The following is an 18831-nucleotide window of genomic DNA, read 5'->3' on the forward strand; positions in this document are numbered from 1 at the left end:
ACCCACACAGCCGCGCCACCGTCGCGGCGTAGACTGGGGGCCGCCGCCGCCCACCCTCCCATCCCCTGGAGCGCACTTCAGTGACTGACCCCGACACGCGCGAACCGTCCACCGCCGACCGCTTCCAGCTGCTGGTGGAGGCCGTCCAGGACTACGGCATCTTCATGCTCGACCCGGCGGGCCACGTGATGTCGTGGAACGCGGGGGCCGAACGCATCAAGGGCTACCGCGCCGACGAGGTGATCGGCCGGCACTTCTCGATGTTCTACCCGGAGTCGGCACGCGCACGGCAATGGCCCGACCACGAGCTGCGGCAGGCCGCGGCGGTCGGCAAGTACGAGGAAGAAGGCTGGCGCGTCCGCAAGGACGGCACGCCGTTCTGGGCCAACGTGGTCATCACCGCGATGCGCGATGCCCACGGCACGCTCACCGGCTTCGGCAAGGTCACGCGCGACCTCACCGAACGGCGCGCCCACGAAGAAGCCCTTCGGCAAAGCGAGGAGCGCTTCCGCCTGCTGATCGAGGGTGTGCGCGACTACGCCATCTACATGCTCGACCCCGACGGCATCATCCAGAGCTGGAACGGCGGGGCCGAGGACATCAAGGGCTACGCGGCCAGCGAGGTGATCGGCAAGCACTACGGCATGTTCTTCCGGCAGGAGGACGTTCAGGCGGGCCTGCCCGTCCGGGAACTCAAGGAAGCCCTGGCCCACGGCCGGACCGAAGACGAAGGCTGGCGCGTGCGCAAGGACGGTTCGACCTTCTGGGCCAACATCATCGTCACGCCCATCCACAGCGCGGACGGTTCCCTGCTCGGCTTCGCCAAGGTCACGCGCGACATGAGCGAGCGCAGCAAGCTGCGCGAGCTGGAGCATTCTCTGAAGCGCATGAACGAGTTCCTCGCCATGCTGGCCCACGAGCTGCGCAACCCGCTCGCGCCCATCCGCAACGCGGTGTCGATCCTGCAGCTGGAGGGCTCGCCCAGCCCCACGCTGCGCACCAGCCGCGACATGATCGACCGGCAGTTGACCCACCTCACGCGGCTGATCGACGACCTGCTGGACGCCGGGCGCCTGACCAGCGGCAAGATCCGCGTCAAGCCCGAGCGCGTGTCCTTCAACCAGATCGCGACCCGGGCCATCGAGGTGGCGCGGCCCGCGATGGACGCCCGGGCCCAGGCCTTCGACGTCGACATCCCGGCCGCCAACCTCTGGGTGAACGCCGATGAAATCCGACTCGCCCAGGTGCTGCAGAACCTGCTGGGCAACGCCTCCAAGTTCACGCCCATCGGCGGCACCATCAAGCTGAGCGCCCGCGTGAACGGCACCCGCCTGCGGGTGGAGGTGGCCGACAACGGCGAGGGCATCTCGGCCACGGCCATCCACGACATCTTCGCGCTGTTCTCCCAGGGCGATGGCATTGCCGCGTCGCGGCAGTCCGGCCTGGGCATCGGGCTGGCGCTGGCGCGCTCGATCGTGGAGATGCATGGCGGCACGATCGCCGCCACCAGCCCCGGCCTGGGCCAGGGCAGCGTCTTTCACTTCGAACTGCCCGGCGCCTTCGTGGACGCGACAGCGAGCCAGCCGGAAACCCCCTGGCTCCTGGTCGTGGACGACAACCGGGACGCCGCCGACAGCCTCGCCGACCTCCTGCGCATGCTGGGTTTTCGCGTGCGCACCGCCTACGATGGCAAGGCCGCGCTCGAAGCCGCCCGCCAGGACGGCCCGCGCGTGGCCTTCCTCGACATTGGCATGCCGGACAAGAACGGCGCGCAGGTCCTGCAGGAACTGCGCGACCTGCCCGGTGGCGACACCCTCTTCGCCGCCGCCGTCACGGGTTACGGCAGCGAAGACGAAAAAGCCGGCCGCGCCGACTTCGACGGCTTTGACGCGCGCCTTCAGAAGCCGGTCAAGCTGTCCGACCTGAAAGACCTGCTAACCCGCGCCCAGCTGGGGAGTTAACCTTCATGGCCCCTTGTTCGCAAAGGACCGCCATGACATCCTCCCTCCTTCTGTTCGCGCTCGCGCTGGGCGTGGCCCACACCGCCGCCGCCCAGACCGCGCCACTGGACGCCGCGGCCAGCGACCCCGCCAGGCTGGGCTGGATGGTGGGCTCCCCGCCCCCACCGGAGCGGCAACTGCGCTTCGACGACGGGAGCTACTTCCAGTTTCCCGCGATGCGCTGGAGCGTGTCGAACTTCCGCCAGCTCATGCCCACGGTGAACGTCTCCCGCGGTGTGGGCGCGCCCACGCCGCTGCCGCGCGCGCTGCGACAGGACATCGACGCCGTGCGCTTCACCCCCCTGGGCGGCGCGGCCACGATGAGCTGGGCCGAATCGCTGGCCGCCAACTACACCGACGGCATCTTGGTGCTGCACCAGGGCCGCGTCGTCTACGAGCGCTACTTCGGGGTGCTGAACGCGCAGGGGCAGCACGGCGCCATGTCGGTGACCAAATCCGTCACCGGCACGCTGGGCGCGATGCTGGTGGCCGAAGGCCGGCTGGACGCGGACAAGCGGGTCGCGGACTACGTGCCCGAGCTGGCGCGCTCGGCCTTCGGCAACGCCACCGTGCGGCAGGTGCTCGACATGACCACGGGCCTCAAGTACAGCGAAGACTATGCCGACCCCAACGCGGAAGTCTGGGCCTTCTCGCAAGCCGGCAACCCGCTGCCCAAGCCGAAGGACTACACCGGCCCGCGCAGCTATTACGAGTACTTGCAGACCGTGCTGCCCGAAGGCCGGCACGGCGCGGCCTTCGGCTACAAGACCGTCAACTCCGATGCCCTGGGCTGGGTCATCGCGCGCGTCACCGGGCGCAACGTGGCCGAACTGCTGTCCGAGCGCATCTGGAGCCGGCTGGGCGCGGAGCAGGACGCCTACCTGACGGTGGACGCCACCGGCACCCCCTTCGCCGGCGGCGGCCTCAACACCGGCCTGCGCGACCTCGCGCGGTTTGGCGAGATGCTGCGCCAGAACGGCCGCTTCAACGGCCAGCAGATCATCCCCAAGGCCGTGGTGGACGACATCCGGCGCGGCGGCAGCCGCGAGGCCTTCGCCCAGGCCGGCTACAGCCTGCTGCCCGGCTGGAGCTACCGCAACATGTGGTGGGTCACCCACCAGCCCGACAGCGCCTTCATGGCGCGCGGCGTGCACGGCCAGCGCATCTACGTGAACCCGCAGGCCGGCGTGGTGATCGTGCGCTCGCCTCGCACCCGGTGGCGAGCAATGCCGCCAATGACCCGACCACGCTGCCGGCCTTCGACGCGGTGGCGCGGCACCTCATGCGCCAGCCGCGCTGACGCCGACCACCCTCACGAACTCAGGCCGGCACGTAGGTCAACCGAAGCACGTCCTCGCCCATCGGCTCGTGGCTCACCAGCCGCAGCGGCGGCCGGGGTCCGGCGAAATAGGGCTGGCCCTGGCCCAGCACCACGGGGTGCAGGTAGATCCGGTACTCGTCGATCAGGCCCAGCTCGGTGAGGCGCTTCGCCAGGTTCGGGCCGGCCACCTCGATCTCGCCGTCGTGCCCGGCCTTCAGCGCGCGGATCGCGCCCTCGAGGTCATCCCCCACCAGCGTGGCGTTGGGACCGACCGACTTCAGGGTGCGCGAGACCACCCACTTCGGCTGCCGGCGCCACGCCGCCGCGAAGGCGCGTTCCTCGGCGTCCCATTCCGGATGCTCGTCGTCCCAGTAGCGCATGATCTCGTACATCACGCGACCATAGACGCTCCCCGTCTGCCCCTGGGCCTGCTCGATGAAATGGCGAAAGAGCACGGGGCCGGGCGCGAAACCCGTGTGGTCGACGTAGCCGTCGAGGGACTGGTTCATGCCGAACACGAGCTTGGCGATGGCGTTTCCTTTCTGGTGCAAAGGGGCCGCCGCCAACATGGGCGCCCCACCCTCACGACGAATGGGCCAGGGCGCTTTCGACATCCCGGGGAGCGGCAGCGCCCGCCGGGTGTCTGGTCACTGCGGCGTGAGCCGCTCCAGACCGCCCAGGTAAGGCCGCAGCACCTCGGGCACGGTCACGCTGCCGTCGGCGTTCTGGAAGTTTTCCAGCACCGCCACCAGCGTGCGGCCCACCGCCAGGCCCGAGCCGTTGAGCGTGTGCACGAGTTCGTTCTTGCCCTGCGCGTTCTTGAAGCGCGCCTGCAGGCGCCGCGCCTGGAAGGCTTCGCAATTGGAGACCGAGCTGATCTCGCGGTAAGTGCCCTGCGCGGGCACCCACACCTCCAGGTCGTGCGTGCGGGTCGAGCCGAAGCCCATATCGCCGGTGCACAGCACGATCACGCGGTAGGGCAGGCCCAGCTTCTGCAGCACGGCCTCGGCGTGGCCGGTCATCGCGTCCAGCGCCTCGTAGCTCTTCTCGGGGTGCACGATCTGCACCATCTCGACCTTGTCGAACTGGTGCTGGCGGATCATGCCGCGCGTGTCGCGCCCGGCGCTGCCGGCTTCGGAGCGGAAGCACGGCGTGTGCGCGGTCAGGCGGATCGGCAGCTCGGCTTCGGCCAGCACCGTGTCGCGCACGGTGTTGGTCAGCGTGATTTCACTGGTGGAGATGAGGTAGAGCGCCTGCGTGTCCGGCACTTCCTCGCCTTCCTGCGCCACCCTTCTTCACGGCGAACATGTCGCCCTCGAACTTGGGCAGCTGCCCGGTGCCCAGCAGGGTCTCGGCGTTGACGATGTAGGGCGTGTAGCACTCGGTGTAGCCGTGCTCCTGCGTCTGCACGTCCAGCATGAACTGCGCGAGCGCGCGGTGCAGGCGGGCGATGGGGCCGCGCATGAAGGTGAAGCGCGAGCCCGCGAGCTTGGTGCCGGTCTCGAAGTCCAGCCCGAGTTTTTCGCCGATGTCGACGTGGTCGCGCAGCTCGAAGTCGAACGCGCGCGGCGTGCCCCAGCGGCGCAGCTCCACGTTGCCGTTTTCGTCCTCGCCCACCGGCACGCTCTCATGCGGCAGGTTGGGCACGGCCAGCAGCAGGTTCTGCAGCTCGGCCTGGATCACCTCCAGCCGCGCGGCCGAGGCTTCCAGCTCGGCCTTGAACGCTGCCACCTGGGCCATGGCCGCGTCGGCCTCGGCGTGCTGGCCCTTGCCCTTGAGCATGCCGATCTGCTTGGACAGCGTGTTGCGCTGGCTCTGCAAGTCCTCGGTGCGCGTCTGCAGCGCCTTGCGCTCGGACTCCAGCGCCTGGTAGGCGGGCACATCCAGGTAGGGCTGGGGCTGCTTGCGGGTCTGCAGGCGCGCCACGACCCCGTCGAGGTCTTTTCTCAGTTGAACGATGTCTAGCATGCGGCGATTGTAGTTTTGCGCCGCGGCCGGGCGCGGCGGGCGCGCCTCAGCGCAGGTGTTCCAGCGGCTTGGTGTCTTCGCCGTCGATCTTCAGGCCCTTGGGCAGCGGGAACTTGATGGTCTCGGTCAGGCCGTCCATCGTGCGCACCGAGATCGCGCCCAGCGCCTTGATGCGCTCGATCACCTGGCGCACCAGGATCTCGGGCGCCGAGGCCCCCGCCGTCAGGCCCACGCGGCTTTTGCCTTCGAACCACTCGGCCTGGATCTCGTCGGCGCTGTCCACCATGTGGCTGGGCGTGCCCAGCTTCACCGCCAGCTCGCGCAGGCGGTTGCTGTTGGAGCTGGTGGGGCTGCCCACCACGATCACGATGTCCACCTGCGGGCTCAGCAGCTTGACCGCGTCCTGCCGGTTCTGCGTGGCGTAGCAGATGTCCTGCTGCTTGGGTTCGCGCACGCTGGGAAAGCGCGCCTTCACGGCGTCGAGGATCTCCGCCGCGTCGTCCACCGACAGCGTGGTCTGCGTGACCACGGCGAGCTTCTCGGTCTGCGCGGGTGCGGCGCGGGCCACGTCGGCCACGTCTTCCACCAGGTGGATGCCGCTGTCGAGCTGGCCCATGGTGCCTTCCACCTCGGGGTGGCCCTTGTGGCCGATCATGATGAACTCGTAGCCCTCGCGGTGCAGCTCGCGACCTCCACGTGCACCTTGGTCACCAGGGGGCAGGTGGCGTCGAAGATCTGGAAGCCGCGCTGCCGGGCTTCCTCCTGGATCGCCTTGCTCACGCCGTGCGCCGAGAACACCAGCGTGGCACCGGGCGGCACATCGGAGAGTTCCTCGATGAAGATCGCGCCCTTGGACTTGAGGTCGTTGACCACGTAGGTGTTGTGCACGATCTCGTGGCGCACGTAGATCGGCCGGCCGAACTTGACCAGCGCGCGCTCGACGATCTCGATCGCGCGGTCCACCCCGGCGCAGAAGCCGCGCGGCTCGGCCATGATGATTTCGGGTGAATCGCCCATCACAGCACCCCGATCAGTTGCACTTCGAAGCGCACCGGCTGGCCCGCCAGCGGGTGGTTGAAATCGAACAGCACCGCGCCGTCCTCGCGCACCTGGACGGCCGCGCCGGCGTAGCTGCCCAGGCCGTCGGGCGTGGGGAACTGCACCACGTCGCCCGCGGCGTACTGCTCGTGCGGATCGCCCAGCTCGTTGAGCAGCTTGCGCGCCACCCACTGCACCATGTCCGGCTGGCGCTCGCCGAAGGCCTCGCCCTCGGCCAGTTCGATCACCGTGCGCGTGCCCTCCTCCAGCCCGATCAGGCGCTGCTCGATCGCGGGCGAGAGTTCGCCCGCGCCCAGGCTGAGCGTGGCGGGCTTGCCTTCGAAGGTGTCAATGATCACCTGTCCCTGCGGCCCGGACATGCGGTAGTGCAGGGTCAGGAAGGAGCCTTCTTGGACTTGGGGCATAGGTGGGGGAGTATGTCAGTAAAAAGTATGCGAAAAAGGCGGCTGGGGGCCGACACAGCCCCTATTGTAAAAACCCCACCCAATCAGGAAGGACCGCCCATGAATGGCCTGTCAATCAATGGCGTCAAGCACTGGCCGCGGGAATCACGCCCCCGCGAAAAACTGCTCGCCCGAGGCCCCACCGCGCTGAGCGATGTCGAGTTGCTCGCCCTGCTGCTGCGCACCGGCATCACCGGCAAGGACGTGCTGCAGCTGGCCCATGAACTGCTGAGCCGTTTTGGCGGCATCAGAGGTCTGCTGGACGCCGGGGCCGACTCCCTCAAGCAGATCAAGGGGCTGGGACCCGCCAAACGCGCGGAAGTGGTCGCGGTGCTGGAGATTGCGCGCCGCGCGCTGACCGAGAAGCTGGAGAAACGACCCGTCTTCGAGAGCCCCAAGGCCGCGCGGGAATACCTTCAGCTGCAGCTGGGCGCACGGCCCCATGAAGTGTTCGCCGTGATGTTCCTGGACAGTCAGAACCGCCTGATCGCGATGGAAGACATGTTCCGGGGCACGCTCTCCCAGGCGACCGTGTACCCGCGCGAGATCGTGGTGCGCGCCCTGCACCACCACGCCTCGGCCGTGGTGCTGGCGCACAACCACCCCAGCGGCAACGCCGAGCCCTCGCTGGCCGACATCGAACTGACCCGCACCGTGCTCACCGCCCTGGCCCTGGTGGATGTGCGCGTGCTGGACCATTTCGTGGTCACGCGGGAGCACGCCGTTTCCATGGCCCAGGAGGGCCTGATGTAAACCCCGCGCCGGGCAGCGGCGGTCTGGCCGGGCGACAATTCCGGCCATGAAAGTCCACACGCTGGCCGAGTTGAAGGCGTTCAAGCGGGCCATGGCCGAACGCGCGGCGGCCGAGGCCCAGCGGCGCGAGGCCGAGCGGCTGGCCGCGCTGCGCCGCGAGCGCGAACACCGGCTGTTCGAGCTCGCGGTGGGCCCGGTGCAACGCATGCCCCATCGGGGCTGCATCGAGCCGCGCCCGGTGCCGGTGGACCCGGTGCCCCTGCAGCGCCAGCGCGACGAAGCCTCGGTGATGCGCGAGGCGCTGTCGGACGAGTTCGACGTCGAGACCCTGCTGCACACCGACGAGCTGCTGAGCTACCGCCGCCCGGGCCTGGGGCCGGAGATCGTGCGCAAGCTGCGCGAGGGCCGCTGGAGCATCCAGCGCCAGATCGACCTGCATGGCCTGCGCACCGACGAAGCCCGCGAGGCCCTGGGCCGCTTCATCCGCGAGGCCCACCTGGCCGGCCTGCGCTGCGTGCGCGTGGTGCACGGCAAGGGCCTGGGCTCGCCCGGGCGCACCCCGGTGCTGAAGAACCGCGTGCTGCGCTGGCTGGTGCAGAAGAAGGAGGTGATCGCCTTCGTGCAGGCGCGCCCGGCCGAGGGCGGCGCCGGCGCGCTGGTGGTGCTGTTGCGCTCGGGCTGACGCAGGTCCATACTGCATGCCCGCTGTTGGAAAGGACCGCATATGCTGGCCAACGCTGCAGTGACCACCATGCTCCCCGTCGTCGACATGGCGCGGGCCCGCAAGTTCTACGAAGGAGGGCTCGGGCTGGTGCCCGGCGGCTCCCGACCGGATGGCAAATTCGTGTACCGGGTGGGCGGCAGCACCCTGGCGCTGTTCCCCAAGCCCGAAGGCACCAAGGCCGAGCACACGGCGATCAGCTTCCAGGTGGCGGACATCGCGGCCACCATCGCGAAGCTGAAGCAGGCCGGCGTGGTGTTCGAGGACTACGACTTCCCGGACTTCAAGACCGTGGACCACGTGTGCGTGCTCGGCGCCGAGAAGGCCGCGTGGTTCAAGGACACCGAAGGCAACTACCTGTGCCTGCACGAGGACATCCCGCAGCTGGCCGCCGCGGGTTGAGACGCTAGCCCGGCGAGTTGCGCATCCAGTCCGCGGTCTGGAAGAAGCTGGTCTTGAGCCGCTCGCGCAGCGGCGCGTCCACGCCGGTCTCGCCCATGGCCTGGTCCATGCAGGCCAGCCACTGGTCGCGCTCGATGATGCCGATGGCGAACGGCATGTGCCGCATGCGCAGCCGCGGGTGGCCGAACTGCTCGGTGTAGTGCTGCGGGCCGCCGAGCCAGCCGCAGAGGAACCAGAACAGTTTCTGGCGCGCGCTGTCCAGCGAGTTGCCGTGCGCGGCGCGCAGTTCGCGGTAGCGCGGCTCGATGTCCATGAGGTCGTAGAAGCGGTCGACGAGTGCGCGCACCTGGCCCTCGCCGCCGATCCAGTCGAAGGGCGTGGCGTGCTGCGTGGGTTCCTGGGGTTGAATCAGATCGCTCATGCCGTTGTTCAGACTGCTGCCTTGCGCAAGGTTTCCACCACCGGCGTGCGCAGCACGCTGCGCAGCCCCCACCAGCCCGCCAGCAGCGCCAGCAAGGCGCCCGCGACGGCGCCGCCCAGCGGCACCCAGGGCGAAGCCGTCCACGAGAACTGGAACACGAAGCGCGCCAGCGCCCAGCCCACCGCGACCGCCACGGCCGAGGCCAGGAAGCCCGCCAGCAGGCCCACGCCGAGCAGCTCGATGCGCTGCACCTGGCGCAGCAGCTTCGAGCCCGCGCCCACGGCGCGCAGGATGGCGAACTCGCGCTCGCGCTCGCCGCGTGTGGCCGTGACGGCCGAGAGCAGCACCACCAGACCGGCCGCGAGCGTGAAGGCGAACAGGAATTCCACCGCGCTGATGACCTGGCCCAGCACGCGCTGCACCTGGGCGATGGTCTGGCTCATGTCGACGTTGGTGATGTTGGGAAACTGGCGCACCAGCCCGTTGTCGAAACCGTTCGTGGGCTCGGGCGCGCGGAACGCGCTGATGTAGCTCAGCGGCACGTCGGGCACCTGGGCCACCGGGAACACCACGAAGAAGTTCACCCGCATCGAGCCCCAGTCCACCTTGCGCAGGCTGGTGATGCGGCCTTCGGTCACCTGACCCGCGATGTCGAAGCCCAGGCGGTCGCCGAGCTTGAGGCCGAGTTCTTCGGCCAGGCCTTCTTCCACGCTCAGCGCATCGGGCTCGTTGTCGGTCCAGCGGCCGGCGATCACGGGGTTGTGCTCAGGCACGGTGGCGGAGTTGGAGAGGTTGAACTCGCGGTCCACCAGGCGCTGCGCGCGGTCTTCGGTGAAGTCTTCGGGCACCACGGCCTTGCCGTTGATGGTGACCAGCCGGCCCCGGATCATGGGGTACCAGTCGTAGCGCTGCACCCCGGCCTGCCGCAGCGCCTGCTGGAACGCCTCGCCCTGGTCGGGCTGCACGTTGATGACGAAGCGGTTGGGCGCGTCGGGCGGCGTGGCGTTGCGCCAGCTGGAGATGAGGTCGGTGCGCAGCAGCACCAGCAGCACCAGGGCCAGCAGGCCGACGGCGAGCGCGCTGATCTGCACCACGGCATAGGCCGGGCGCGCCGAGAGCTGGCGCGTGGCGATGACGAGCGCGCGCGGCGCGGTGGCTTCGTTCACGCTGGCGCGCAGCACGCGCACCGCCGCGTAGCTGGCGGCGGCGAACAGCAGCACCGCGCCCGCGAAGCCGCCCACGGCGATGGCGCCGAGCAGCAGGTCGCGGCTGGCCGCGAGCAGCAGCGCGGCAAAACCGGCCACGCCCAGGCCCAGCACGGCCAGGGTGGCGGGCTTGAGCTGGCCCACGTCGCGGCGGATCACGCGCAGCGGCGGCACCTGGGCCAGCTGCAGCACTGGCGGCAGGCCAAAGGCCATCATGAGCGTGAGGCCCATGCCCAGGCCGAGCAGCACCGGCGCGATGCTGGGCGCGGGCAGGCTGGCTTCGACCAGCCCGGCCAGCAGCAGCACGAAGGCGTGGTGCACCGCGTAGCCGATCGCCACGCCCAGGGCGCTGGCGAACAGGCCGATGAGCGCGAATTCGAGCGTGTAGGCGCGCGCCATGGTGCCCTGCGACAGGCCGAGCACGCGCAGCATGGCGCAGTCGTCCAGGTGGCGCTGGGCGAAGCCGCGCGCGGCGATCGCCACGGCCACGGCGCACAGCAGCGCGGCCAGCAGGGCCACGAGGTTGAGGAATTTTTCGGCGCGCCCCAGCGTCTGCTGCATCTCGGGCCGGCCGCCTTCGAGCGACTCCAGCCGCATGCCGCGCACGTCGGGCTGCTCCATGGCCTTCGTGGCCCAGTGGCTGAAATCGGCCACGCGAGCCTCGTTGCCGATCACGGCCAGGCGGTAGGTCAGGCGGCTGGCGGGCTGCACCAGGCCGGTGGCGGGCAGGTCGGCCGCGTTGAGCATGACGCGCGGCGCGAAGCTCATGAAGCCGGCGCCCCGATCGGGTTCGACCGTGATGAGGCGCGCGATGGTGAGCGCCGAGTCGCCCAGCAGCAGCGTGTGGCCCATCTTCAGGTCGAGCGCGACCAGCAGGGCTTCGTCCACCCACACGGTGCCGGGGGCGGGAATCTCGCGGGTGGCGCTGTCGGGCCCGCCCTGGGCCTCGGCCACGCGCAGGCTGCCGCGCAGCGGGTAGCCCTCACCCACGGCCTTGAGCGCCACCAGGCGCGCGGCACCGCCTTCTTCTTCGCGCGCGCGGCCCATGGTGGGAAAGCCCAGCGTCTGCGTGGTGCTCAGGCCCAGTTCGCGCGCCCGGGCCTCGAACGAGGGCGGCGGCACGTGGTCGCTGCTGATCACCGCGTCGCCGCCGAGCAGCGCGCTGGCGTCACGCGTGAGGCCGCCCTGCAAGCGGTCGGCGAAGAAACCCACCGCCGTGAGCGCGGCCACCGCGAGGGTGACGGCGAGCATCAGCAGGCGCAGTTCGCCGGCGCGCCAGTCGCGGACCAGGGAGGACCAGCCCAGGGTCCAGAAGCGGATGGGCAAGGAGGGGGTGGGCGGTGTCATGGTGCGGGGTTCGAGCGCGCGCGGCCCGACTGGTTCACTTCGTCCCAAAGATTCGGTCGCCCGCGTCGCCCAGACCCGGGACGATGTAACCGTGTTCGTTCAGCCCGCGGTCCACGGCGGGGGTGTAGACCGGCACGTCGGGGTGGGCGTCGTGGAAGGTCTTGAGGCCTTCGGGGCAGGTCACCAGACAGACGAAGCGGATCGAGCGCGGGTTCGTCTTCTTGAGCCGGTCCACCGCGCTCACGGCGGAGTTGCCGGTGGCGAGCATGGGGTCGAGCACGATCACGTCGCGTTCGTGCATGTCGTGCGGCATCTTGAAGTAGTACTCCACCGCCTTGAGGGTGGCGGGGTCGCGGTACAGGCCGATGTGGCCGACGCGCGCGCCCGGGATCACCTGCAGCATGCCGTCCAGGAAACCGTTGCCCGCGCGCAGGATGGAGGCCAGAACCACCTTCTTGCCGTCGATGACGCGCGAGGTCATCTTCTCCAGCGGGGTCTCGATCTCGATCTCCTGCATCGGCATGTCGCGCGTGATCTCGTAGGCCAGCAGGGCGCTGAGCTCGTGCACGAGTTCGCGGAAGCTCTTGGTGCTGGTGTCCTTGCGGCGCATGAGGGTGAGCTTGTGCTGCACCAGGGGGTGGTCAATGACGTGGACGTCTCGGCTCATGGGAGGGGTCTCTCGGAGGGGGGTGATCCGAGTTTATGCCCGAACGCGCGGGCGCCGCCGCTTCAGGACGCGGGGGCGGCGCGCTCACGGGCCACGGGCGCGGCCGGCGGCACCGCGTCCAGCACCAGGCGCTGGGGGTTGGCGTAACACAGGAAGCGCTGGTTGGTGGCGCGGCCGATGGCGCACAGGCCCACGCGCAAGGCCACGTCCAGCCCCATCTGCGTGATGCCGCTGCGCGAGACCACCACCGCCACGCCCATCTGGGCCGACTTGATCACCATCTCGCTGGTGAGGCGGCCAGTGGTATAGAAGATCTTCTCGCCCGTGGGCGCGTCCGATTGCAGCGCCATCCAGCCCGCGATCGTGTCCACCGCGTTGTGGCGGCCCACGTCTTCCACGAACAGCTGCAGCTCCTGCCCGTGAAACAGCGCGCAGGCGTGCACCGAGCCGGCCGACTTGTAGGTGCTCTCCTTGAGCCGGATCGCGTTGACGATGGCGTAGAGCTGCGACTGCGTCAGCCCGGCCTCGTCGGGCAGCCGGATGCTGTCGATCTCGTCCATGAGGTTGCCGAACACGCTGCCCTGGCCGCAGCCGGTGGTGACCACGCGCTTGGAGGTGCGCTCCTCGATGCGGTCGATGCCGTGCCGGGTCTTGACCGACGCGGCGTTCACGTCCCAGTCCACGGTGATGGATTCGACCTCCTCCACCGAAGCGATGAGCCGCTGGTTGAGCAGGTAGCCCAGCACCAGCCACTCGGGCTGCGCGCCCAGCGTCATGAGCGTGACCAGCTCGCGCTTGTCCACGTAGACCGTGAGGTCGCGCTCGGCGGGGATGGAGATGGTCTCGCGCGCGCCGTGCTCGTTCATGACCTCGACTTCACGGGTCAGCGGCGCGCGCGCCTGGGTCAGTTGGGGCAACAGGGGCATGGGCGAAGACTACCGCATGAAAAGGGCCGCCACCCGAGGGTGCGGCCCATGGCAAGACAGGGAAAGCGGTTTATTTCTTGGCCGGCGTGGTCACCGCGGCGGGGGTGTTCGTGCTCGGTGGGCCCTTGGCGGTTTCCGCCGGTGAGTGGGCACCCGCGGCCTCGATCGGTTTCGGGGCGGTGTAGGCGAAGGGACCCGGGTCGGTGCAGGCCGGGGCATTGGCCGTCGCCGGGGGCACGCTCTTGCCGGTGGCCGCGGCGGTCTTGAAGTAGTTGGCGGCGGCCTTGTCCATGTAGGCACACAGCTTGTAGCCATCGACCTTGGCGGCCCAGGCCGTCTTGGCCGCCGCTTCGGCGGCCTTGGCCTTGGCTTCTTCCGTCGGTGGCGGGGGCGCGGGCAGCTTGGCGTGGGCCGTGGCGGCCAGCAGCAGGGTCAGGCACAGGAGGCTGCGTTTCATGGGTGGTCCTCGTTGTCTCGTTGTGTTCAAGCCTTGACGGCGCGCGAGGCCTCGGCCGCGCTGGCCGCGTCCACCGGGCCCGCCGTGCGTTGCGCGGGGATCTTGCCGGCCTTGATGTCGTCGTACCAGAGTTCGTGGTGTTCTTTGGCCCAGGTCTCGTCCACGTAGCCGGTCTTCATGGCCTTGTAGGCGCCCTTCATGCCGATCGTGCCCAGGTAGATGTGGCCCATGAACAGCGCCATCATCAGCACCGCGGCACTGGCGTGGATCATGTGCGCGATCTGCATGTTGCCGCGCGTGTAGTCCACCGAGGGCAGCAATTTGTCCAGGAACAGGCCCGAGCCCACCACGATCAGGCCGAAGAAGAACACGCCGGCCCAGAACACCACCTTCTCGCCCGCGTTGAAGCGGTGCGAAGGCACTTCCTGGCCGCTGAACAGGCCACCGCCCTTGAGCAGCCAGGTGATGTCTTCCTTGGCCGGCAGGTTGTCCTTGATGAAGGTGAGGATCACAACCACCAGCGACACCGCGAACAGCGGCCCGGCGAAGTTGTGCAGGTTCTTCAGCGCGTAGGTCAGCCAGCCGAACAGCGTGCTGCCGATGATGGGCAGCAGGAAGAACTTGCCGAAGGCCATGATGATGCCGGAGACCGCCAGCGCCACGAAGGCGATGGCGTTGACCCAGTGCGCGGCGCGCTCGAAGTAGGTGAAGCGCTCGATCACGCGGCCGGTGGGCTGACCGTGCACGGGGATCGCGCCCTTGGCGAAATAGAACAGCGCGATGGCGACCGCGACGATGAGCAGCACCGAGCCGCCGTAGGGAATGATCCACTGGTTGCGCACCTGCCGCCAGGCTTCGCCCGCGTTGGTCAGGCGCGCGCCGGGGTAGTTCACGAACGGCTGGATCAGGTTGCCGGCCTCGGGATACGGCAGGCTGGAATAGCCGGTCACGCCCTTGCCCACGTCGCGCCACATCGGCGCGTTGTTGCCGGGCTGCACCTTGCCGCGTTCGGCGTTGGTCTGCTCCGGGTACTTCGGGTCCTTGTTCGCGTCGGGTGCGATCTCGAAGATGTTGGCGCCCTTGATGCCACCCATCTGCGCCACTGGCCGGTGCGGCCGCGCCGGCGGGCGCCGGGTCTTCCTGCGGTGGCTCCACCTTGAGCGTCTGGGCATTGGCCCAGGCCGCGCTCAGCGTCAGCAGCGCCATGCACCACACCTTGGGCGACGCCAGGTGGCGCAGGCCTTGAGTCAGGAGGCTGTACATGGTGGGGGCCTCAGGGTTTGTTGCCGCCCATGCGGGTGTAGTCGTTCTGGCCGTACTGCGCGCGCGTCTTGAGCTGCTGTTCCCAGCTGGTCTTGTCGCCCGCCTTCCAGTTGGTGTTGGCGTACTGGCTGCTGCCCACGCCCTGGTACGGCGCGCTGTCCTGCTTGACGCCGGCCGCGTTCATTTCCTGCGGTTTCTCGCCGCAGGCGGTGAGCGCGAGCAAGGCGGCGGCCACGGTGGTGGTGAGTGCGAAGCGGCGCATCATGACTTGGTCCCTTGTGCGGTGCCGTAGGCGGTGCCCCAGCCCCAGACTTCGGCGCCCTTGCCGCGTTGCAGCACGCGGTTGCGGAAGATGTCGGCCACCACGTCGCCGTCACCGGCGAGCAGGGCCTTGGTCGAGCACATCTCGGCGCAGGCCGGCAGCTTGCCTTCGGCCAGGCGGTTGCGGCCGTACTTCTCGAACTCGCTCTGGCTGCCGTGGGCCTCGGGGCCGCCGGCGCAGAAGGTGCACTTGTCCATCTTGCCGCGCACGCCGAAGGTGCCCTGCGAAGGGAACTGCGGCGCGCCGAACGGGCAGGCGTAGGAGCAGTAGCCGCAGCCGATGCAGACGTCCTTGTCGTGCAGCACCACGCCCTCGTCGGTGCGGTAGAAGCAGTTGACCGGGCAGACCGCCATGCAGGGCGCGTCGCTGCAGTGCATGCAGGCCACCGAGATCGACTTCTCGCCCGGAATGCCGTCGTTGAGCGTGACCACGCGGCGGCGGTTCACGCCCCAGGGCACCTCGTGCTCGTTCTTGCAGGCGGTGACGCAGCCGTTGCATTCGATGCAGCGTTCGGCGTCACAGATGAATTTCATTCGTGCCATGTGGTGCTCCTGGTCTTATGCTTTTTCGACGTTGCAGATCGTGGTCTTGGTTTCCTGCATCATCGTGACGATGTCGTAACCGTAGGTCGTGCCGGTGTTGACGGCCTCGCCGCGCACCACGGGGAAGGCGCCGTCGGGGTAGTAGGGCTTCATGTCCACGCCCTGCCAGCGGCCCGAGAAGTGGAACGGCAGCCACACCGTGTCGGGTCCCACGCGCTCGGTCACCAGCGCCTGCACGTTCAGGCGCGCGCCGGTCGGGGTGTTGACCCACACGCGCTCGCCGTTGCGCACACCACGCTCGGCCGCCGCCTTCGGGTTGATCTCGACGAACATCTCCTGCTGCAGTTCGGCCAGCCAGGGGTTGGACCGCGTTTCCTCGCCACCGCCCTCGTACTCGACCAGGCGGCCCGAGGTCATGATGAGCGGGAATTTCTCGTGCATCTTGTCGTCCACGTTTTTCTGCTGGAGCGACTTGTAGAGGATGGGCAGGCGCCAGACGGTCTTGCGGTCGTCGTGGGTCGGGTACTTGGCGATCAGGTCCGGGCGCGTGCCGTAGATCGGCTCGCGGTGCTGCGGCACGGCGTCGGGGAAGTTCCACACCACGGCGCGCGCCTTGGCGTTGCCGAACGGGTGGCAGCCGTGGGCCACTGCCAACGCGGATGATGGCGCCGGTCGGGTCGGTCTTCCAGTTCTTGCCTTCGGCGGCCTTCTGCTCGGCTTCGCTGAGGTCGGCCCACCAGCCCAGCTTCTTGAGCAGCACGTGGTCGAACTCGGGATAGCCGGTGGTGATCTCCGAACCGACCGAGTAGGAACCGTCTTCGGCCAGCAGGGACTTGCCCTCGCGCTCCACGCCGAAGTTGGCGCGGAAGTTGCCGCCGCCTTCCATCACGTGCTTGGAGGTGTCGTACAGGTTGGGTGAGCCGGGGTGCTTGATCTGCGGCGTGCCGTAGCAGGGCCAGGGCAGGCCGAAGTAGTCGCCGGTCATGTCGTAGCCGGTTTCCTTGTCCACCACCTTGCCCTTGGCTTTGAGCGTCTTCACGTCAAAGGCGTTCATGTTGCGCATGTGGGCCTTGAGGCGCTCCGGGCTCTGGCCGGTGTAGCCGATGGTCCAGACCGACTTGTTGATCTCGCGCAGGATGTCTTCGGGCATGGGCTCGTCCAGGCCTTTGATCTTCTGCATCTTGTAGTTCTTGCTGAGCTCGGTGGCGAAGCCGAGTTTTTCAGCGAACTGGTGCATGATCATGTGGTCGCTGCGGCTCTCCCACAGCGGGTCGATGACCTTCTCGCGCCACTGCAGCGAGCGGTTGGACGCGGTGCAGGAACCGCTGGTCTCGAACTGCGTGGCCGCCGGCAGCAGGTACACCGCGCGGTTGGGGTTGAGGTCCTCGGGCTTGCCGGGCATGGCAGCCATCGAGGCGGTGGCCGAGGGGTACGGGTCCACCACCACCAGCAGGTCCAGCTTGTCCATCGCGCGCTTCATCTCCAGACCGCGGGTCTGCGAGTTGGGCGCATGGCCCCAATAGAACACGCCGCGCAGGTTCGGGCCCTGGTCGATCAGCTCGTTGTTCTCGAGCACGCCGTCGATCCAGCGCGAGACCGTGATGCCGGGCTTCTCCATCGTGCCGTCGGCGTACTGTTTCTTGATCCACTCGTAGTCCACGCCCCAGGCGTTGGCGAAGTGGCGCCACGAGCCGGCGGCCAGGCCGTAGTAGCCGGGCAGCGAGTCGGGGTTGGGGCCGACGTCGGTCGCGCCCTGCACGTTGTCGTGGCCGCGGAAGATGTTGGTGCCGCCACCGCTCTTGCCCACGTTGCCCAGCGCCAGCTGCAGGATGCACGAGGCGCGCACCATGGCGTTGCCGATGGTGTGCTGCGTCTGGCCCATGCACCAGACGATGGTGGCCGGCTTGGCTTCGGCCAGCATCTTGCGCAACCTTGAACATCTGCTCTTCCTTGACGCCGCAGGCCTCTTCCACGGCCGCCGGCGTCCACTTCGCCATCACGTCGGCCTTGACGGCTTCCATGCCGTAGACGCGGTCGTTGATGTACTGCTTGTCTTCCCAGCCGTTCTTGAAGACGTGGTACAGCACGCCGAAGAGGAAGGGGATGTCGGTGCCGGAGCGGATGCGCACGTACTCGTCGGCCTTGGCCGCGGTGCGGGTGAAGCGCGGATCCACCACGATCATCTTGCAGCCGGTTTCCTTGGCGTGCAGCATGTGCAGCATGGAGACCGGGTGCGCCTCGGCGGCGTTGGAGCCGATGTACAACGCGCACTTGCTGTTCTGCATGTCGTTGTACGAGTTGGTCATGGCGCCATAACCCCAGGTGTTCGCCACGCCGGCCACCGTGGTGGAGTGGCAGATGCGCGCCTGGTGGTCGCAGTTGTTGGTGCCCCAGAAGCTCACAAACTTGCGCATGAGGTACGCCTGTTCGTTGCTGTGCTTGGAGGAGCCGATGAAGTACACCGAGTCGGGGCCGCTGGCCTCGCGCAGTTCCTTCATCTTCGCGGTGATCTCGTTGAGCGCGGTGTCCCAGCTGATGCGCTGGTACTTGCCGTTCACCAGCTTCATCGGGTAACGCAGGCGGTACTCGCCGTGGCCGTGCTCGCGCAGCGATGCGCCCTTGGCGCAGTGCGCACCGAGGTTGATGGGGGAGTCGAACACCGGTTCCTGGCGCACCCAGACGCCGTTCTCCACGATGGCATCGGCCGCGCAGCCCACCGAGCAGTGCGTGCAGACGGTGCGCTTGACCTCGATCTTGCCGGTGCCGTCGATGGACTTGCCGCCCGACGCGGCCTCGGCCTTCTTCACCAGCGTGAGCTGGCTCGCGGCCAGGCCGACGCCCACACCCAGGCCCGAGCGGCGCAGGAAGGCGCGGCGGTCCATGGTGGGCAGGGCCGTCGACAGGCCACGCTGCAGGCGGTGCACGAAGCCGGAGGACGTGGAAGAGGATGCGCGCGAAGCGTGCGCACCCGACGGGGATTTTTTGGTCAGCAACATGGGAGGCGCTCCTGTTCG

The 18831-nt window shown here is 68.6% G+C and carries 13 protein-coding genes and 5 pseudogenes; 5 read left to right on the top strand and 13 right to left on the bottom strand.

The window, feature by feature from the left end; all coding sequences use genetic code 11:
- The first annotated feature begins 80 nt into the window (after positions 1–80).
- Both ACFJGX_RS24990 and ACFJGX_RS24995 read left to right on the top strand, forming a co-directional pair.
- On the top strand, positions 81–1961 hold the full coding sequence (locus ACFJGX_RS24990) for a PAS domain S-box protein (protein ID WP_382323436.1): 1881 nt from the start codon (positions 81–83) through the stop codon (positions 1959–1961).
- A gap of 5 nt (positions 1962–1966) precedes the next feature.
- Positions 1967–3300 (top strand): annotated as a pseudogene (locus ACFJGX_RS24995) (serine hydrolase domain-containing protein).
- A 20-nt stretch (positions 3301–3320) separates the two neighbouring features.
- Here the strand turns inward: ACFJGX_RS24995 and ACFJGX_RS25000 are convergent.
- From ACFJGX_RS25000 to ACFJGX_RS25015, 4 genes and pseudogenes are all read right to left on the bottom strand, one after another.
- Positions 3321–3872 carry a dihydrofolate reductase family protein gene (locus ACFJGX_RS25000; protein ID WP_382323435.1) on the bottom strand — a complete coding sequence of 184 codons (552 nt, stop codon included), beginning with the start codon at positions 3870–3872 and terminating at the stop codon, positions 3321–3323.
- 96 nt (positions 3873–3968) lie between these two features.
- Positions 3969–5289, bottom strand: a pseudogene (gene serS / locus ACFJGX_RS25005) (serine--tRNA ligase).
- A 46-nt stretch (positions 5290–5335) separates the two neighbouring features.
- Positions 5336–6306, bottom strand: a pseudogene (gene ispH / locus ACFJGX_RS25010) (4-hydroxy-3-methylbut-2-enyl diphosphate reductase).
- Positions 6306–6752 (bottom strand): peptidylprolyl isomerase, encoded by a 447-nt coding sequence (locus ACFJGX_RS25015; protein ID WP_382323433.1) that lies wholly within the window; start codon positions 6750–6752, stop codon positions 6306–6308. Before ACFJGX_RS25015 ends, ispH begins: the two are co-directional and overlap by 1 nt.
- A gap of 99 nt (positions 6753–6851) precedes the next feature.
- Here ACFJGX_RS25015 and radC point away from each other — a divergent pair, with 99 nt between their 5' ends.
- The 3 genes from radC to ACFJGX_RS25030 are packed head-to-tail and all read left to right on the top strand — an operon-like array spanning position 6852 to position 8667.
- On the top strand, positions 6852–7544 hold the full coding sequence (radC, locus tag ACFJGX_RS25020) for a DNA repair protein RadC (protein ID WP_382161092.1): 693 nt from the start codon (positions 6852–6854) through the stop codon (positions 7542–7544).
- Positions 7545–7590: 46 nt separating this feature from the next.
- A complete protein-coding gene (locus ACFJGX_RS25025; RefSeq protein WP_382323432.1) occupies positions 7591–8226 on the top strand; it encodes a Smr/MutS family protein in 636 nt (211 codons plus the stop codon).
- A gap of 42 nt (positions 8227–8268) precedes the next feature.
- Entirely contained in the window at positions 8269–8667 is a 399-nt protein-coding gene (locus ACFJGX_RS25030; protein ID WP_382323431.1) for a VOC family protein, read from the top strand.
- 4 nt (positions 8668–8671) lie between these two features.
- Here the strand turns inward: ACFJGX_RS25030 and ACFJGX_RS25035 are convergent, their stop codons facing one another.
- From ACFJGX_RS25035 to ACFJGX_RS25075, 9 genes and pseudogenes are all read right to left on the bottom strand, one after another.
- A complete protein-coding gene (locus ACFJGX_RS25035; RefSeq protein ID WP_382323430.1) occupies positions 8672–9088 on the bottom strand; it encodes a group II truncated hemoglobin in 417 nt (138 codons plus the stop codon).
- A gap of 8 nt (positions 9089–9096) precedes the next feature.
- Complete coding sequence (locus ACFJGX_RS25040) at positions 9097–11640, bottom strand: ABC transporter permease (protein WP_382327277.1); 2544 nt, start codon at positions 11638–11640, stop codon at positions 9097–9099.
- Positions 11641–11674: 34 nt separating this feature from the next.
- Positions 11675–12307, bottom strand: a complete 633-nt coding sequence (gene upp, locus ACFJGX_RS25045; protein ID WP_382323429.1) for a uracil phosphoribosyltransferase — start codon at positions 12305–12307, stop codon at positions 11675–11677.
- 62 nt (positions 12308–12369) lie between these two features.
- Positions 12370–13233 (bottom strand): formate dehydrogenase accessory sulfurtransferase FdhD, encoded by an 864-nt coding sequence (locus tag ACFJGX_RS25050; RefSeq protein ID WP_382323428.1) that lies wholly within the window; start codon positions 13231–13233, stop codon positions 12370–12372.
- Between the two features lie 70 nt (positions 13234–13303).
- Entirely contained in the window at positions 13304–13690 is a 387-nt protein-coding gene (locus ACFJGX_RS25055) for a hypothetical protein (RefSeq protein ID WP_382323427.1), read from the bottom strand.
- Positions 13691–13716: 26 nt separating this feature from the next.
- Positions 13717–14896 (bottom strand): annotated as a pseudogene (locus ACFJGX_RS25060) (formate dehydrogenase subunit gamma).
- A gap of 67 nt (positions 14897–14963) precedes the next feature.
- Positions 14964–15218: a hypothetical protein gene (locus ACFJGX_RS25065; protein WP_291115507.1), complete on the bottom strand. Its 255-nt coding sequence runs from the start codon at positions 15216–15218 to the stop codon at positions 14964–14966.
- Positions 15215–15817, bottom strand: coding sequence for a formate dehydrogenase FDH3 subunit beta (gene fdh3B, locus ACFJGX_RS25070; protein WP_291115509.1), 603 nt, complete (start codon positions 15815–15817; stop codon positions 15215–15217). Before fdh3B ends, ACFJGX_RS25065 begins: the two co-directional genes overlap by 4 nt.
- 15 nt (positions 15818–15832) lie before the next feature.
- Positions 15833–18813 (bottom strand): annotated as a pseudogene (locus ACFJGX_RS25075) (formate dehydrogenase subunit alpha).
- Positions 18814–18831: the final 18 nt, after the last annotated feature.

The organism is Hydrogenophaga sp. UC242_50, assembly GCF_042697355.1.
GTDB lineage: Bacteria > Pseudomonadota > Gammaproteobacteria > Burkholderiales > Burkholderiaceae_C > Hydrogenophaga.

What these genes read in the sequence shown, in the direction of transcription:
- ACFJGX_RS25015 (WP_382323433.1), bottom strand. Translation starts at nt 6,752, where the DNA reads ATGCCCCAAGTCCAAGAAGGCTCCTTCCTGACCCTGCACTACCGCATG.
- radC (WP_382161092.1), top strand. Translation starts at nt 6,852, where the DNA reads ATGAATGGCCTGTCAATCAATGGCGTCAAGCACTGGCCGCGGGAATCA.
- ACFJGX_RS25025 (WP_382323432.1), top strand. Translation starts at nt 7,591, where the DNA reads ATGAAAGTCCACACGCTGGCCGAGTTGAAGGCGTTCAAGCGGGCCATG.
- ACFJGX_RS25030 (WP_382323431.1), top strand. Translation starts at nt 8,269, where the DNA reads ATGCTGGCCAACGCTGCAGTGACCACCATGCTCCCCGTCGTCGACATG.
- ACFJGX_RS25035 (WP_382323430.1), bottom strand. Translation starts at nt 9,088, where the DNA reads ATGAGCGATCTGATTCAACCCCAGGAACCCACGCAGCACGCCACGCCC.
- ACFJGX_RS25040 (WP_382327277.1), bottom strand. Translation starts at nt 11,640, where the DNA reads ATGACACCGCCCACCCCCTCCTTGCCCATCCGCTTCTGGACCCTGGGC.
- upp (WP_382323429.1), bottom strand. Translation starts at nt 12,307, where the DNA reads ATGAGCCGAGACGTCCACGTCATTGACCACCCCCTGGTGCAGCACAAG.
- ACFJGX_RS25050 (WP_382323428.1), bottom strand. Translation starts at nt 13,233, where the DNA reads ATGCCCCTGTTGCCCCAACTGACCCAGGCGCGCGCGCCGCTGACCCGT.
- ACFJGX_RS25055 (WP_382323427.1), bottom strand. Translation starts at nt 13,690, where the DNA reads ATGAAACGCAGCCTCCTGTGCCTGACCCTGCTGCTGGCCGCCACGGCC.
- ACFJGX_RS25065 (WP_291115507.1), bottom strand. Translation starts at nt 15,218, where the DNA reads ATGATGCGCCGCTTCGCACTCACCACCACCGTGGCCGCCGCCTTGCTC.
- fdh3B (WP_291115509.1), bottom strand. Translation starts at nt 15,817, where the DNA reads ATGGCACGAATGAAATTCATCTGTGACGCCGAACGCTGCATCGAATGC.